This is a genomic window from Poriferisphaera sp. WC338 (assembly GCF_050931845.1).
In the GTDB taxonomy this organism is placed as follows: Bacteria; Planctomycetota; Phycisphaerae; order Phycisphaerales; family Phycisphaeraceae; genus Poriferisphaera.
Genome location: NZ_CP194516.1, coordinates 3,047,806 through 3,063,588, shown reverse-complemented (window position 1 = coordinate 3,063,588; position 15,783 = coordinate 3,047,806). Strand labels below are relative to the sequence as shown.

Genomic DNA, 15,783 nt, shown 5'->3' with positions numbered 1-15,783 from the left:
GATGACTTCACGGGTTGGTTATGAATCATTGGTTGGCCGTGAGGCAGAGTATATTGGTACCCAGCTACGACAGAAGGGGTCATTCGTAGCAGCGGTATGGGCAATTTTTGCATTGGCTATGAGTTTATTACCGTTTATTGGGATCTTACCTGGAGCAGTTGCGTTGCTGTTTAATTGGAACAGGCATGGTTGGGTGAGATGGACGACATTTGCAGCAGTTGGGATTCAGTTGCTTTATATACTGATTCTGATCGTTGGGATATTGTTGGGTTGGTGATTAGAAACCGAGTTGTGTTGAGTCGAGGATGATGGTGACGGGACCATCGTTTTGGATGTCGACGTGCATGTGTGCGCCGAATTGTCCGCCTTGAACGTTTGGGATGCCGAGAGATTTGAGTTTGTCCATGAAGTAGTCACAGAGCGGTTCGGCGTGGGTGGGTTTGCCGGCGGACGTGAAGGAGGGGCGGCGACCTTTCTTGCAATCAGCAAAAAGCGTGAATTGAGAGATGACGAGCGCTTCGCCGCCGATGTCTTTAAGTGAGAGATCGAATTTGCCATCATCGTTGTTGAAGACACGCAGGCCGGCGATCTTATCTGCCATCTTGTTGGCTGTTTGCTGTGTATCATCATCGGAGACGCCGAGGAGGATAACATAGCCGCGATTGATCTGGCCGACGATTTGGCCATCAACGGTGACTTTGCCAGAGGAAACGCATTGAAGGATAGCACGCATGGTTGGGGTTCCGTTTATCTAATCAATGATTAGGGATGTGTCGGGCTGTTTGATGGTATCACGTCTGATGTTTTTGATGAGTTTGTAGCTGAGCAGAATTTTGAGTGAGCCGACAGAGAGGTAGAGGAGGCTGATCAATAATGAGAGCGTGTTGGCGGTGAACCATTTGGTGTAGGCGTCTGCGCCTGAGGTAAGAGAGTAGATGTTTTGGGTGAGGATCGTGAATGCGTAGAGGTAACCGATGAAGATGGTGGTGTTGGCGAGTGGGATATAGTTATTTTTTTGAATGACGATGGAGATGCGTTTAAGCCACCATGCGGAAATTGGGACGAGGAAAAGACCAGGTGCTGTGAGGAGCATGGAGACGATTTGAAAGATTGTGTCGAAGGTTGATTTGCTGAGTACCGAGGTGAAGTTGGATTCAAGAATCGGACGTAGTTTGTCGAGGCCGTTGGAAGCGTAAAAGCCGATGGTGGCGATGAGAACGACGAAGAAATAGATGGTGCGGATGGTGTAGTAGGATGGTGCGGTGTGGATTTTAGGGGTGCAGAGGAAGAAGACGATGGGGACGAGGATATAGCACGCAATGCTGTTCCACCATGAGATGTTTCCGATGATGGGAAAAGCATCGAGTGCGGATTGATAGGGGGTGCGGGTGGTGATGTATGACCACCAGTTAAGTATAGCGAGGGCAAATCTTGGGAGGAGGATTAGGATGCAGGACAGGACGATGACGATTTCAAGGCAGAGGCCGATGGTGACACGTTTGCTGAATTTGGGAATGATCAGCGGTTTGGAGAGCGATTCGAATGAGCGTTGAATTTCCAGGCCGCATTCTGGGCAGTCATTGTCGACATGCTGAAGGTAGAGATTGTAATGGCAGAGGGCGCAAGATAGTTTTTGATTGACGAAGCTGTGATGATCTATATGCGTCGTGCTCATGCGAAAGGATGATATGTGAGGATGGATGAAAATGCGAGATGAGTTGTCTTAGTAGAGTGTTTTGAGTTTGTAGCGGCGGCGGAGTTGTTCGACTTGGTTTTTGAGGTCTTGGGAGTAGCCGTTTTTGAGGATTTGGGAGTAGAGGTGGTGGAGTTTCCAGAAGGCCCAGTCGTAGGCGATTTGATTGCTGCCGGCGGGGGCTTTGGCGAGGTTGCGTTTGAGGGTGAAGTCGACGGGGCGGCCGTTGTTATAGCCCATGATTTGCAGGGTAAAGGGTGTTTGGTCCGTGTATCGGCCGAGGATGGAGAAGCGTTCACCTTGGTGGATGTTGGCAGGAGTGAGCGGGTAGACTTCAGAGACGGATTTACCGACGACATTGATGCGGAGGTCTTTGATGATGGGATAGCGGAGTCGGCTAAGTAGGTCGCTGATGGTACTCATGGTTTCACTGCGTTTTTCGACGAAGATTGAATAGCCTTTGTTACGGTAGGCGAGGAAGTTAAGTAGTTCGTGGTTTTGTTTATTGCCGATGCCAACGCAGTAGATGGAGGCGGCAAGGTCGTTGTCACGTGTAATGAGGTTGATGAGTTTGCGTGTGTCCATGACACCGCGAGTAGGCATGCCATCAGAGATAAGGATGATGTTCAAAACGCGATTTTGGTTGGTATCGCGTACAAGGAGTTGGCCGAGTGCAGCATTGACATCCGTGGCGCCTTTGCTTTTTGCTTTCCAGAGGAATTGCATGGCACGTTCATGTGACTCAGGACCACGGTCGATGAGACCTTGTTCGCTGAGCATTTCGACTTTCTCATTGAAGAGTACAATGTTGAATCGATCGCCTTCATTGAGTGAGCTGAGCGAGGCACCAATGCCTCGTCTGACTTGATTGATCCATTCTTGATCGATGGAACCGGAGGTATCGACAAGGTAGACGACGTCTTTGCGCATGGCGGGGAGTTTAGAGAGGGAGCGGAGAGCAGAGACTTCGACTTCGAACCAGCCGGGTTCACCGATGCCTGCGTGCCTATTCACTAGATAGTCGAAATCAGCATCGAGTGCTTCTGGTTTGCCGCCGAAAAGTTTGAGTTCTTCTGATTCGAGCATGCTGCCGATGTCAGTGAGTTGGTCTAGATCAATGAGGTCGTTGATATTAGTATTTCGGGAGGAACCGCCGATGGAAGCAGAGCGGTCACGCGCATCACGATTTGACGCGGTGCCTGCACGGCCGGTCGGTATGCCTGTAGATAGTTTGCCAAGGCCATACCCGCCAAGTGTATTTGCTTGTGACAGATCGCCAGAGAGTAATCGTCGTGCGTGTTCGCCGCCTTTGGTTTCTGCTTGTTGTTCAACACCAAACCCGACATCGGCGACATCCTGATAACCAACGTCTGCAAGGTGTTTGTCGTCGAGCATCTCAAGTGCATCAGCGGGTAGTTCATAAGCAGGCATTTCAATGGCGATGTCTTGGGTGCTCACAACATCTCCAATGACTTCAGCTGGGCGAAGTTCAAGTTCGGGATTGATGATGATGTCTTCGAGATGTTCGTTGGCCGTTTCTAATAGTTTTTTACCCTGTTCGCTTGCGTTTTGTTTCTCGGTGCTTCGTGAGGGTGGTGCGGTATTGAGGGTTGGATTGTCGAGGACCATATCAACCATGGCGCGTTTGATTCGGATAGGGCCACGCACGGTCATTAGGGCGTTGGGGTCGACATATCCGATGGGCTCACCAAAAAGCCAGACGAACGATCCAGCATGAACGCCGACACTGAGAACAATGCCAAGGATGAGGACCAGTCCGGGAGAACGATGCAGCAAACCTGGCCGATAGGTTTTGTTGGCCGGGTTGATCATTCGGCAAGCTCCAATCGTCCTACAAGGAGTTTGAGTTTGCCAACCAGGTAAGGATCGCTGATTTGATCCAGTTTGTTGGTGAGGGCGCGAGCATCGCCGAGTTTTTTCATTTGCTCGGCGAGGAGTGCTTTGGCGTAGAGAGTGTAATCGCCTTCTGGGTAGTGCTCGATCATTTCCATAACAGCTTCACGAGAGTCATTGTCTTGGCCCATCACGCGGAGCACACTGGCCAGTTCGAGATAGCCTTTTTGCGGGAGTGGTTCGAGCTCTCGATAGGGATAGAGGAGCACAAGGCGTTTGAGAAGCTTCATCGACGCTTCACGCGATTCAGTTGCGCCGGTTTGATCGGCTTCGAGTAGACGTCTCTGCGCAATACGCCTGTGGATACGAGCGCTTTCTAGCAATGCACGAGCGGCAATCTCACTAGCTTCGCTGCTCCTCAGGTCGGATAGCTCAGCCAGTGCTTGTTCAAAACGCCCTTCGTCGGCAGAGAGTAGTGCCATCTCGATGCGCGATTCGAGATCAAATCCCTTGCCGAGTGCAAAAACTTCCGCTAGTGCGGTACGTGCTTGTTCAAGCTCCCCTTCGCGGCGATAAATCTGCCCAAGCATATAAAGTCCTTGCGCGCGGGCGCTATCGCTGTACGTGATAGCAGGTTTTGCCGTTCCGGTTTCAGTGTTGTCACCTTGTGGTTCTGATGGAGGGAGAGCAGTTAGCACCAGAAGGTAGCGTACAGCTTGATCATCAAGATGTTGTTCGGCGAAATAGTTGCTTAGCCAAAGCAGTTCATCTTCCTTAAGCTCGCTTGCACCAACAAGCCCTTCGAGGTTGCGTATGACTGCGAGGGCATCATCGAAGGCTTTATTTTGTCGATGTTGAATGCCGAGCAGGCGTAGTGCATTGACGCGAAGTTCAAGAGGAAGCGTTTCAAATCCAGCAGCTTTGTTGAGCGCTTCGGTAGCGAGTTGATCTTGTTCAAGGCTCATGAGAAGCAAGCCGCGGTAGTATGTGGCAACGGTACGATGGCCATGGAGTGGAAATTTTTCGTCGAGCGTGTCGAGTTCACGGAGTGCTTCTTCATGGCGGTTTTGTCGAATGAGCGAGAGCATGAGTCGGAAGCGGGCTTCCTGTTCCGCTCCGGCTTCGAGGCCCGTGGTTTCGAGCATGAGTTTGGTGACAGCTTCGACTTCTTTGTATTCGCCGAGTTTGAGATTGAGATCGAGATACTTAAGTGCTGCACCAACGACGGCAGGATTATCAAGATTGCCGATCTCGACGTAACGTTGGTAGTCTTTGGCTGCGGCTTCAAACTTGCCATTTTTTTCATAGAGACGGGCACGCCGGAGAACTGCTTGTTTATAGTACGGGTGGTCAACGCCCTTGTTGATCATTTCGGTAAGCTTGGCGGCCCCGATGCTTGCGTCACCTTGTTCAGCTTCAGCGACAGCGATCAGGAATTGCGCGTCCGCGAGAAGTTCACTTTGTGGGATTTCAGTCTCAAGTTTTTTGACGGTTTGTTTCATCTCGAATATCCAGCCCATTTCAAACTGGCTGACGGCGAGACGATAAAGCATTTTTTCGCGGAGTGTGCCAGAGGTGGCACGCTTCAACGCGTCTTCAAGGAGCTGTACGGCAAGTTCGTGATGATCGGCGGCTGCAGCACTGGCGCCTGCGATGTAGAAAGCTTCACCGAGTTGCTCTTCTTGCAGGACTTCAGCATTCTCTTCTAGTTTTTTGAAGACAATTTCATACCGTCCGGCGGCATGGTGTGACCACATCATGCCAAGCACGCTGGGTTGGAAGTGTTCGTTGGTTTGATGAGCACGGATGACACGCTCGTAGAACTGGATTGCCTGAGCATAATCGCCGAGTTGATAGCTGAGGTCGCCGCCAAGGCGAGCGGCTTCAGCTTCAGTTGCGTTGTTGTTCAGGGCGAGACATTGCTTGACACTGTTAATTGCGTCCTGTGTTTTATCTAGCTTAAGCAGAACACGTGATAGTTCGAGTAGTGCTTGTGGTTGGACTTTGCCCGGATGTACGCCAGCTTCACGGAGATGCTTAGCGGCGGCCTCAAGATTGCCTGCACCACGATAGGCACGGCCTTTCAAAAATTTTGCAACAGCCACGCCATTTTTACTCAATTTGGCTTCGTTGATTTTTTCAAGATGTTCAAGTGCCGCATCGTATCGTTTTTCATCAAGATTCACTTGGCCGCGCATGAGATTCAGTGCGCTGGCAGGGACGAGTTTGGTGGATGTAACTTTGCTAAGTAGTGCGGCAGCTTGATCACTTCTACCAGCATGTTGAAGGAGAACCGCTTGGTAATACATCGCGTCGCCGCGTTTATCACCTTCCGGAAATTGATCGAGATATTGTTCAAAAGCTTCCGTGGCAAGGTCGGCTTCCCCACGCTGCATCAAACGATAAGCAAAGAGGAATTGCTGGTGTTCTGCATTGGTTTGCGCGATGGTTGGTATGGCGGTTATGAATAAGCTGGCGCATAGGATGGCAGAAACGCTGAAATGTTTGGCGAGGCGGAAAAATTTGCCGGGGTGTTTTATATGGTGAAAGGTGGCGCAAGCTGGAAACGTTAGTGTGCTTGCGTTGCTAGCAACTTGTTTCAGCAATTGACTGTGCCTGTTTGTTTGCCGGTTCATGTTCATCCTTGATCCCGTAACTGTGCGTTGTAGCGGGAGTGATTGCACAGCATGATGCCTCGTGTGATGTTATTCAAGATCGCTCATTTTCTTGATGGTAGCCTGAGAGACATTGCTTAGTCCGCGTGTCTGGGCAGAGTCAATGACGTGCATGACGGTGCCGTAGGTGCTGCCTTGATCGCCACGAACAATGACACGTTCGTTGGGATAGTCTTTGGCAAGTGTGGTAAAGATCTGATCTAACTCATGGATAGAAACCGCACGTTGCCCAAGATAGATTCTGTTGTCTGCGGAGACGGTGACGACGGTTTGCAGACCGTCAGCAGAAGCGGTGAGGTTTTCATTCCCACTACCTGGGAGATCAATCTCCATGACTAGTTCTTGATCGCGGAAGACCGAGGCAGTCATGAAAAAGATAAGCAGGAGGAACAGCACATCGACCATGCCTGCAAGAGGGATGACCGGCCGCGCACGTTCTCTTGATTCGCTGGCAAATCCCATCAGGCAGCCTCCCCATCATCGCCGGTGGTGGCAAGTGCTTCGCTGTCACGCTTGATGTGGTCGGCAAGGGAATGCACTACAGATTCTGCTTCCGCGAGTGCGCTGGTGGCGCGGCCTTTGATGATGGTGTAACCTACCAATGCACCGATACCAACCACAAGGCCGAACATAGTGGTGGCCATCGCTTGCCCGACCCCCTGTGAAAGGACCATCGCATTGATGGAGCCAGTTTGTTGCTCGAGTCCAAAGAATGCTTTGATCATGCCGACGACCGTACCGAGCAAACCGAGCATGGGTGCGACGTTGGAGATGTCCGCAAGGTAGCTCACACGGTTCCAGACCATGTCCGCGCGGCGTTTGCCTTCGGTATCGATCATATCCATGATGACAGATTGACCTTTGCCCGCGTTCTCGCAGCAGCGTTGAATGATACTGGCACAGAAGATGCGACGGTTAGCGCGGCAGAGGTCCGAAGCCGCATCATATTTTTTGCGGAGGACCAGCTTGGTGACCTCATCAACAAAATCATTGGGGACCATGTAGCGTGCATTGACGCTGAGCCAGAAGCCAAGAAACATCGCGATCCCGATGAGCGAGAGGATGGCGATGATGCCGTTGATCCAAGGAGAATACATGAAGAGTTGCTGGAGTGTAGGCAGTGCTCCGGTTGCCGCGTTGATGGTCGTGCCTGTTTTCTCCGTGGCTGGCTGAGCGAGCCCACTGCTTGTGATAGTGATGGAAAGTGTCGCGGCTCCGCCGATCGCCCACATCCGTTTTGACCACATCCCTGCTGGTATGTTCATCATATGCCTCGTTCACCGGGTTCTTCGTCTGGCGCATTACTCACGCCTTAGTTCAAGATGAGCTATACGCGGCGGCAGGATCGATTGAGCCTTAAGCCGAGGGTATGCAGATCTTGATACATCACGTTGTAACGGGTTATATGATAATTGACTTCATCCCTCACCACACCCCCATCTTCGCCGGATCAGCCATTTTCTCAGATGTGTACAGATTGACATGCCGTGATACGCCAGTAATGGCGGGCAATGTGTAAAACCTGTGGTGTATTGGGAATAATTGCGTTCAGCTTTTGATCAGAGCTGCGCAGAGGCTAATAAACTTGGCACGGTCGATGGGTTTGGTGGCATAGTCGTCGCAGCCAGCTTCGAGCACTTTACGACGGTCAGAGGGTAGGGCATGGGCCGTGAGTCCGAGGATTGGGATGATCCAGCCGCGGCTACGCATCTCTTTTGCTGCGCTGTAGCCGTCCATCACCGGCATCTGCATATCCATCACAATAAGATCAATCCCCTGATCGTGTTCAAGTATCTCGCTGCACATTTCAATTGCTTCCTTGCCATCGAGTGTCTCGATCACTTCCGCACCGGCCTGTTCAAGAAAGTAATGTAGCAGTTTCCGATTATCTGCGGCATCTTCAACAAGCATGATCCGTTTGTCCGCAAGCGGACGTTCGTGCGGCGAGGGATCTTCATCGCCACGAACGCGGTTCCGTTGAAGAATGCTAGGGTGATCAATCATGCGGAAGCCTTTCTTCATCCGCAGCGGAAGTGTGACGGTGAATCGGCTGCCTTTGCGAGGTTCACTGTGGACAGCAAGTTTACCGCCGAGCAGATCAACCAAGCGTTTACAGATCGTGAGTCCAAGCCCCGTGCCGCCAGCTTTTCGCCTCACCGACATATCAACTTGATCGAATGGCAAGAAGATACGCTGAATATCATCTTCGCCAATGCCGACGCCTGTATCCTCAATCTCAAACACCAGACGCCCATCAACGTGGTTAACATCTGCAGTTTTGTAGCGAACATGAATTTTGACATAACCTTCATCAGTAAATTTGATCGCATTACTGACAAGGTTCAGCAAGATCTGCCGAAGCCTGATCGGATCGCTTAGCATTTTCTCTGGCATAGCGGTTTCAAATACAACTTCCAATTTAAGATTTTTCTCAATAGCTTTGACGCGCATCAAGCTTTCAACTTCAGCAAGGATCGCGATGGGCTCGAAGCTAATCTGATCCACATGAAGTTTGCCAGCCTCGATCTTCGAAAGATCCAATATATCATTAATGATATGAATGAGGTGTTGTCCATTGCGTTGGATGGCGTTGACGCTTTCACGCAGCCGATCCTTCTCATTGCTTTGTTCGAGTAATGAATCGGAATAGCCAAGAATCGCGGTCATAGGTGTGCGGATTTCATGACTCATATTGGCGAGGAAGCTGCTTTTTGCAGCACTTGCAGCTTCAGCGTCGTTACGAGCTGCGATTAAAGCACACGAAAACTGATTTTGCTTGTGCCTATGCCACAACTGCATCATGAGCATCATAAACAGCAATAACAGTACGAAGGTGACGATGATGTTGATGATTTCAACACGGTATTTTTCGCGCTCCAGCCAAGCTTGATTGGCTAGCAGCATGACGTGCATATTTGTGCCGAGTTGCGTGCCGGGGATCTGAAGTGAGAACACGTTGATATAATCCATCTTGTGGCGAGCGAATAGTTCCGTTGCACTTCGGTCTTGTAACGGCAGGAGAAGTTCGCCAAGCACTTTTGAACTAATTGGTTCTATGGCTTTGCCGCTGTTAATGCTCTCAGAAAAATACTCGCCGTTATCAGAGATGAAGTAAATGCTATTGCCATCCGTCAGGAAGCTATCCATCATGATGACATTGTTCAGGCGATTAAAGCTGAGCCGTGTACTGACCACACCCAGTCGTTTTTGTGTCATTTCATCAACAACTGGGACTGAGATAGAGATGCTGAGCCCCTCCGAATCGAAATAGATCGGCGTCATAATACAATCGAGTTGAAACTCGATAACTTCCATGAGCTCTTGGTTTTCAAGGCATTCAAGGACTGCAGGTCTAGCATAAGTTTCAATATTATAAAGTGCTACAATGTCCTTTTTATTTTTATATGAAACACCTTCATTGTTGACGTCATTGAGAGCGAGCAGTTTGCCGGCGTTATCGTAGAAAGCAATCACATCCACTTCACGGGTTTTTTTGATTAGCTCATTGCTGAGGTTGACGAGTTGGCTTTTATTTTTTTCAGTGAGATCACGCCGAACTTCTTCGTTGCGCGCCATAGCGCGAGTTTGGATGAGAGCAGGTTCAATGACGCGTTGGATTTGATGACGAAGATTTTGCCCCACATCGTTGAGATAACTTAGAGCGATGCTGTCGGTGGGCTTTTGCGTGCGTTTGAGTGTGACATAAACGGTGAATGCAACCGCGATGACGACCAGCACCGTGAGCCATTTTAGAATGCAGTCACATGGCCCACCGCCATATTGTTGGTGTATAGGCCGAAGTGGGTGTGACCTACGACTAATTGGCTCATTTATTTTGTGAACCATGTATTGAATCTTCCCAACCCAGGAGCATTTTGCGGACCTACACGGTTGCCTACTCGACTGGTATAAGTCAACGCTCGGTATAAATCATAGCGCGGGATTTCAAATCTCTCTCTTTCGGTAATGTGCACGCTAAAAAACTCTGCTAAACCTGCGAAAACCCCTAGTTTTATGGAACGACAGTCATGAAAAAAGACGCCATCTGGCGTCTGTCGGTTCTGATAATAATGATGTGGTCGTATACTATTTGACACCCATCAACAGATCGAACACGCGCTGATCGAGTTCTTCGTAGGGCAGTGGGCGGGCGGCTAACTTCTTGCGATCAAAAGCCATAGCAAGCAGGTCCTTCGCGGCTGTCTTGCTGTATTTACGCATCATAGATTCGAGCTTACGGTTTTCGTTGTTGATCTTGCCTAGGAGAGATTGGATCTTGCGGTCTTTGTTGAATTGATGGACTTTGTGCTCAAGGATTTTGTAGGAGCGCATCGATCCTCTCGCGAATTCAATCACGTCTTTGGGGTCGGACTGGCGATAGGCGTGCGAGTCGAAATGCTTTGGACCTTTGTATTTGTAATCGGTCAATAATTTGGTGAGGAAGAAGGCTTGCTTGTAGCTGCTGCTGCCGAAGCGGAAGTCTTGATCGTAGCGGCACATAACCTGATCGTTGAGGTCGATGTGAAACAGCTTGCCGGCTTCGAGTGCTTGTGCAACATGGTGAACAAAGTTGAGCCCGGCCATATTTTCATGGGCGAATTCAGGGTTTACGCCAACCATTTCAGGGTGGTCGAGTGTTTCGATGAAGGCGAGATACGAGCCGGTGACGGCGAAGTAGATGTGGCCGCGAGGTTCATTGGGCTTGGCTTCGAGGGCGAACTTGTAACCAAAGCCTTGATCTTTGTTGTATTTACACAGGAAATTGATGGCGTGGCGGAATCGTTTGACAGCAAGTACCGGGTCCTTGGTCGCGTCAGATTCTGCACCTTCGCGGCCACCCCAGAAGACATATGTTTTTGCCCCAAACTCAGCCCCGAGCTGCATCGCTTTCATCGTTTTATGGATGGCGTAGGCACGGATTTCAGCATCATTAGAGGTAAAGGCGCCATCTTTGAAAACGGGGTCAGAGAAGAGGTTGGTGGTAGCCATGGGGACGCGGATTTTGTTACGTCGTAGGGCAGCTTTGAAACTTTTCTTGATTTGCTGCGTCTCACTAGCAGAGGCATCGATCGGGATGAGATCATTGTCGTGAAAATTGACGCCGTAGACACCATGTGTAGGTCCACCAGCTTTGCCGAGCGCATCGACGATTTCAGCGGGTGAAAGGGTGGCTCGTGTGGGTTCACCAAATGGATCGCGTCCGGGATTACCCAGTGTCCAGAGTCCAAAGGTGAATTTGTCCGAGGCAATCGGCGCGAAAGGGTCCTTGGCCATGATACAGCTCCAACATGCGTGTGAATTAGACTGAATTGTCTGAATCGGCCACCGATTGCTGCACCATTGAAAATGAGATCGTCTAAAAATGCAAACCTTGGGAAATTTTACCCTTGTTGCTTACAGAGAATCGCAAATCATGTAATATAAGGGCCATCTAGTGGGTACAAGATAGACGTAGCATAAATCTATTGTTAATAGGTTGTTAAGAATTATTAGTTCCGGGAGTCGCAGGATATGGATCCTTTCGATTTCCAGATACCGAGTGGTGGCAGAAAAAAATGAAAGTGATCGTAAATTGCTCAAACTGCGGTGCCAGTTTTAGTGCGCCGAAGATGCTCATCGGGCAGACTGTGAAGTGTCCTGCTTGTAGTGCGTCTTGTATGGTTCCGAAGAACGCCAAACCGTCGAAGCCAAACACAGGTGCTGCGTCGTCTGTAGGTGGTACACCTGCAGCTCCACCAAGTGATGGCATTGTTGGTGGTGAAGGTCCAGCGCCATTTGACTTCGGCTCCCTTGCGCCTGAAGCCAGCGGTACACCCATTCCAAATCGCAGCAAACCCAAACGCCGACTCGAGCGTACCGCAGGTGTGAAGTCTGAGGCCGTAGCGAAGGAACAGGGTGGTGGCGATGCGGCGGGCTCCGAAGGAGATATTCAAGGTCGCATGGAACGGTTGTACGGGATCTATGCCGGCGAGGAATTACAGAAAGGTCGCAAAGGAAAATTCACACTGGGACTGGGGATCATGCTGGCATTTCTGTTGATCTCTGGCGGTGTCGGATTTTACGTGGTGAAGAATACGTTCCAAGCTGCGCCACCAACGATTGAAGAAGGACCCGTAGCCGATGCAAAACCAGCAAAGCCAATAACCGCTGAGGATATTGTCAAAGACAGTCAATCGACCGACCTGTCGAATATTTGGTCGCCGATTACCGATGAGAATCGTAGTGAGATTAAAGTTGAGAAGGTTAAAGTCGACGTCGAATGGATCGCCAAAGGTTCATCGTACATGTTCGATCTGCGCGTAAAGCAAGCCAAAAACGCAGAGAAGAAACTGAACATGAGCATCAAGATGGTGTTGTACCGTTCAGAGACAATTGACGGAACGTACAGTCAGGTTGCGATAAAGGGCGTGGCGAGTACATCCGGCGGTGAAACATTGTTCGCACTGGGTGATGGCGAGAGTATTTCGACTGGGCGAAATCATGTTTACTACCGCTTGAGTTGTTTGGACGAAAAAGGCAAACGGATTTTTGATACGCCAGCGCAAGCGTTTCCCGTGATCAAAATGCCGAAGGTGCGTGGCGGTCATGTTTCTTGGTCGCCTGTCGATAAGGCCCGTGAAGATGTGCCGATGATTCGTTTGATGTTTTACTTGGCGATCCCCGGCTGGGAAGACGTGTTGTATGAAGAAATCTCTGGCCGCAAGGCTTTAAGCCTCGAACTGCCAAAGCTGCCGATGGACGCGCCATTTAACATTGTGATGGCGACGATCATGCCTCGCGGGATTGAAGTGGATGGGGCTGGTCACGGTCGATGGCGTGAAGACGTGATGGAATACGCATTAGGTAGAGAGGGTAAGGCACTGAGCGAGCAGCCGGGTGGCGTGATTCCAGTCGGTGGGACCAGCGCGGTGTCAGTGAAGATGCTGCCGAGTGAATCGGCGTTTGCCGATGTCGAAGAGCAGCCTCAGTTTGGTCCTGACGGAGAGATCACCAATCAAATCCTGACATTCCGCCCCGCGGGTCAAGATCAGATCCAAATGCTTGAGTTGCCAAGCGCCGCACCCCCAAAGAATTTAGTAGTGACGCCATATAGCGACTTTATTCAGCTTGGTTGGGATAACCGTGATTTGGTTGCGGGGCTTGATGCTTACGGCGAGCCGATTGCAGTGGCGGTCTATCGTGAAGGTGGCAGTGAAAGCAAGCGGCTTATCGAGGTGCTCGATCCCAAACTTAGTTCCTATACTGACACGCGCGTTTCACCTAATGCGAGTTATCGTTACGAGCTTAAAGTGACCAGCGCAGCGACACCCGGTGGTGCACCCGTATTACGAACCAAGACATGGATTGCTGGCATGGGTGTGATTCCGGTGCTCATCAAGCATGCACCGACCACCGATGGCAACTGGACCATGACTGACTTGCAACTGCAGAAGCTAAACATCTCCTTGGGGATGAACGAGCTTTGTTACGAGGAGACGGGGCTTGCAGCGGTAAAGGCGATGGACAAAGTGATCGCAATGCTTAAGGGCGATGAGCGAATTGCTTTCATCGATCGGCCACTTGTACAGAGCTACTATGCTGGCGGGCAATCTGCCTTTGGCGGTTCTTCAACAGACAAGACATGGCTGGGAATGCCCGGACACATTCAAATCCAATTTGTCGACCATTGTGCAGCCACTGGCAATCAGCTTCAGCTTTGGCTGAGTGATCTTGTCGGTGAAACGCGAACGAAAATTTATGAAGCAAAGGCTGCAGACCTTGATCCGAATGAAGTGGTCATGGCGCTGAGTGCTTATCTGCAACCACTCCTTCGGACCGATGGTAAAGCAGCAGGGGAAGTTACGCGAGAGCAGCCGGAGAAAGTGGTGCTTCAACCACTGATTCCAGTACAGCAGCATGAGCGGTTTATGTACGCTGACGAAATCGGCAAACGCATCGCGACCGGACTGGGCGAAGCTTATGGTGCTGAGGGTTTAGAAGATCGAAACCAAGCCAAGGGTGGCAACGGTGCAACCATGGCTCAGCAAACAACATTGGCCATCGGTGGTCGTGTCTGGACCAATGGTGATGGCACCGATGGTTTGTCGTTGCACGCGGTGGATGTGGCGACGGGTGAGATGGTGGACTCGCTGCAGATTGTGGTGATTGATGGTGATCTTGAAGCCGATGTGGCGGCTTGGAGTCGTGAGATCAAAGTCGCCAAGCTGACGAACGGACCCCGTCGTATGACGGACATGGTCAAAGTTGAACGTGATCTTGGGCCACTGCATCCAGTATGGCAACGGCTAGGCAATGGTGAGAAAGCACAGATGCGTTCGGGCCGCCGTCGTCCGATGGCAGAAGGTATGAAGTCTTATTCGTTCGGCTTGAAAATGCCTGCCTCGCTTCAACCCTATCAAGGTGAACGTGTTCGTAATGCGACCGAAGAACTTGCAGGTGTGCGGCCATATGTCGCACCTGAGTTTCCGTTGATGTTTGATGAATGGACCAAGGTCGCAGCGCAATATATCGAAGCGGATCATGCAGCGTATAAGCGTGGGATTGAAGCGCTGAATGCGGATGCCGAGAAGTTTGAAGGTATGTTGCTACCGCGGATATATGTGCGTGGTCGCGAAGTTTATTCTGCTCATGAACCGATGGCGATCCGATCGAACTCACCAATAAGTTCTGAGCTTTGGATCACAGCGAATGTATTGAAGCTCGGCGATTCACGTGAATCTGTTCTGCAATACCATCAGGATTTGGTGAAGCTGATACGACGAAATCCATGGGCAATGTCGCAAGCATTCAAGCATGTGAAGCAAACGGAAGTTGCGTCACCATTGCTTAAGATTTTGCTGCATGGTCTCGATGATCAGGGTCGCTACAAACGATTGGATCTCAAACAGAAGATACCGCCTCGCTTTGAGCAATATGCAGCAGCCGCTGTTTTGGTTAATCACGGCCATGGGCAAGCGCTACGCATGCTCAAAGAAGCTGGTGAGATTAGTCGTGGCGGTATTTACCGTGTTGAGAACGGTCGTAATCTGTCATCCAACAATCGGCGTCTGGTCACAGACGCAGTGTACGGCTTGCTGTATGCCAACGATTCTTATGCGATAGGTAAGATCAACGATCAGCGGTTCCGCGATCAATACATGGACAAGAGCATGGTGAATGCAGATTCTTATCGCATGATGATTGATCGTTGTGGACCAGGGGCGCTGGGTTGGAAGGATTACCGTGAACTGGTGAACTGGAGAGAATTCATCTGGCGGGATGCCAACGAAATGCGTTCTGTGACTGATGAGTTCCCGGAATTGTTTGAACGTGATCACTATGTGCAGCTTCGTACATGGCTCAATGCACCGATCAAAGAAGGTCTCCACCATCGCATGCCACGTAATGGTGATTCATCACAGCCAAGCAACATGGAGCGGCGCGATAATTCACGTGGCGAATACCGCGGCGAAATCGAAGACCTCAGAAGGCGTAGTAGTCCGCGGCGTCCCGGTTTTAGTCCAGATGATTTTTAATTGAGTTAATTTGGTGAACGTCATATGAACGGCTTGCGCAAGCAGG

General features: G+C 50.5%; 10 protein-coding genes. 2 read left to right on the top strand and 8 right to left on the bottom strand.

Going from position 1 to position 15,783, the window contains the following annotated elements; genetic code table 11:
- Nucleotide 1: 1 nt before the first annotated feature.
- Entirely contained in the window at nucleotides 2-277 is a 276-nt protein-coding gene (locus ACQ6WK_RS12585; RefSeq protein ID WP_432797731.1) for a hypothetical protein, read from the top strand.
- On the opposite strand, the gene dtd is transcribed toward ACQ6WK_RS12585, so the two are convergent.
- The 8 genes from dtd to xylA all read right to left on the bottom strand — a co-directional run bounded on the left by dtd (nucleotide 278) and on the right by xylA (nucleotide 11,496).
- Nucleotides 278-733, bottom strand: a complete 456-nt coding sequence (gene dtd / locus ACQ6WK_RS12580; protein WP_432797730.1) for a D-aminoacyl-tRNA deacylase — start codon at nucleotides 731-733, stop codon at nucleotides 278-280.
- Nucleotides 734-751: 18 nt separating this feature from the next.
- Nucleotides 752-1,675 carry a hypothetical protein gene (locus ACQ6WK_RS12575; RefSeq protein ID WP_432797729.1) on the bottom strand — a complete coding sequence of 308 codons (924 nt, stop codon included), beginning with the start codon at nucleotides 1,673-1,675 and terminating at the stop codon, nucleotides 752-754.
- Between the two features lie 48 nt (nucleotides 1,676-1,723).
- Nucleotides 1,724-3,526: a VWA domain-containing protein gene (locus ACQ6WK_RS12570; protein ID WP_432797728.1), complete on the bottom strand. Its 1,803-nt coding sequence runs from the start codon at nucleotides 3,524-3,526 to the stop codon at nucleotides 1,724-1,726.
- Nucleotides 3,523-6,183: a tetratricopeptide repeat protein gene (locus tag ACQ6WK_RS12565; protein ID WP_432797727.1), complete on the bottom strand. Its 2,661-nt coding sequence runs from the start codon at nucleotides 6,181-6,183 to the stop codon at nucleotides 3,523-3,525. Before ACQ6WK_RS12565 ends, ACQ6WK_RS12570 begins: the two co-directional genes overlap by 4 nt.
- Before the next feature lie 69 nt (nucleotides 6,184-6,252).
- Complete coding sequence (locus ACQ6WK_RS12560) at nucleotides 6,253-6,684, bottom strand: ExbD/TolR family protein (RefSeq protein ID WP_432797726.1); 432 nt, start codon at nucleotides 6,682-6,684, stop codon at nucleotides 6,253-6,255.
- Nucleotides 6,684-7,487 carry a MotA/TolQ/ExbB proton channel family protein gene (locus tag ACQ6WK_RS12555; protein ID WP_432797725.1) on the bottom strand — a complete coding sequence of 268 codons (804 nt, stop codon included), beginning with the start codon at nucleotides 7,485-7,487 and terminating at the stop codon, nucleotides 6,684-6,686. The genes ACQ6WK_RS12560 and ACQ6WK_RS12555 overlap by 1 nt, the downstream gene beginning before the upstream one ends.
- A gap of 283 nt (nucleotides 7,488-7,770) precedes the next feature.
- A complete protein-coding gene (locus ACQ6WK_RS12550; RefSeq protein ID WP_432797724.1) occupies nucleotides 7,771-10,068 on the bottom strand; it encodes a hybrid sensor histidine kinase/response regulator in 2,298 nt (765 codons plus the stop codon).
- A 240-nt stretch (nucleotides 10,069-10,308) separates the two neighbouring features.
- Nucleotides 10,309-11,496: a xylose isomerase gene (gene xylA / locus ACQ6WK_RS12545; RefSeq protein ID WP_432797723.1), complete on the bottom strand. Its 1,188-nt coding sequence runs from the start codon at nucleotides 11,494-11,496 to the stop codon at nucleotides 10,309-10,311.
- A 281-nt stretch (nucleotides 11,497-11,777) separates the two neighbouring features.
- Here xylA and ACQ6WK_RS12540 point away from each other — a divergent pair, with 281 nt between their 5' ends.
- Nucleotides 11,778-15,737 carry a hypothetical protein gene (locus ACQ6WK_RS12540; RefSeq protein WP_432797722.1) on the top strand — a complete coding sequence of 1,320 codons (3,960 nt, stop codon included), beginning with the start codon at nucleotides 11,778-11,780 and terminating at the stop codon, nucleotides 15,735-15,737.
- The last annotated feature ends 46 nt before the right edge of the window (nucleotides 15,738-15,783 follow it).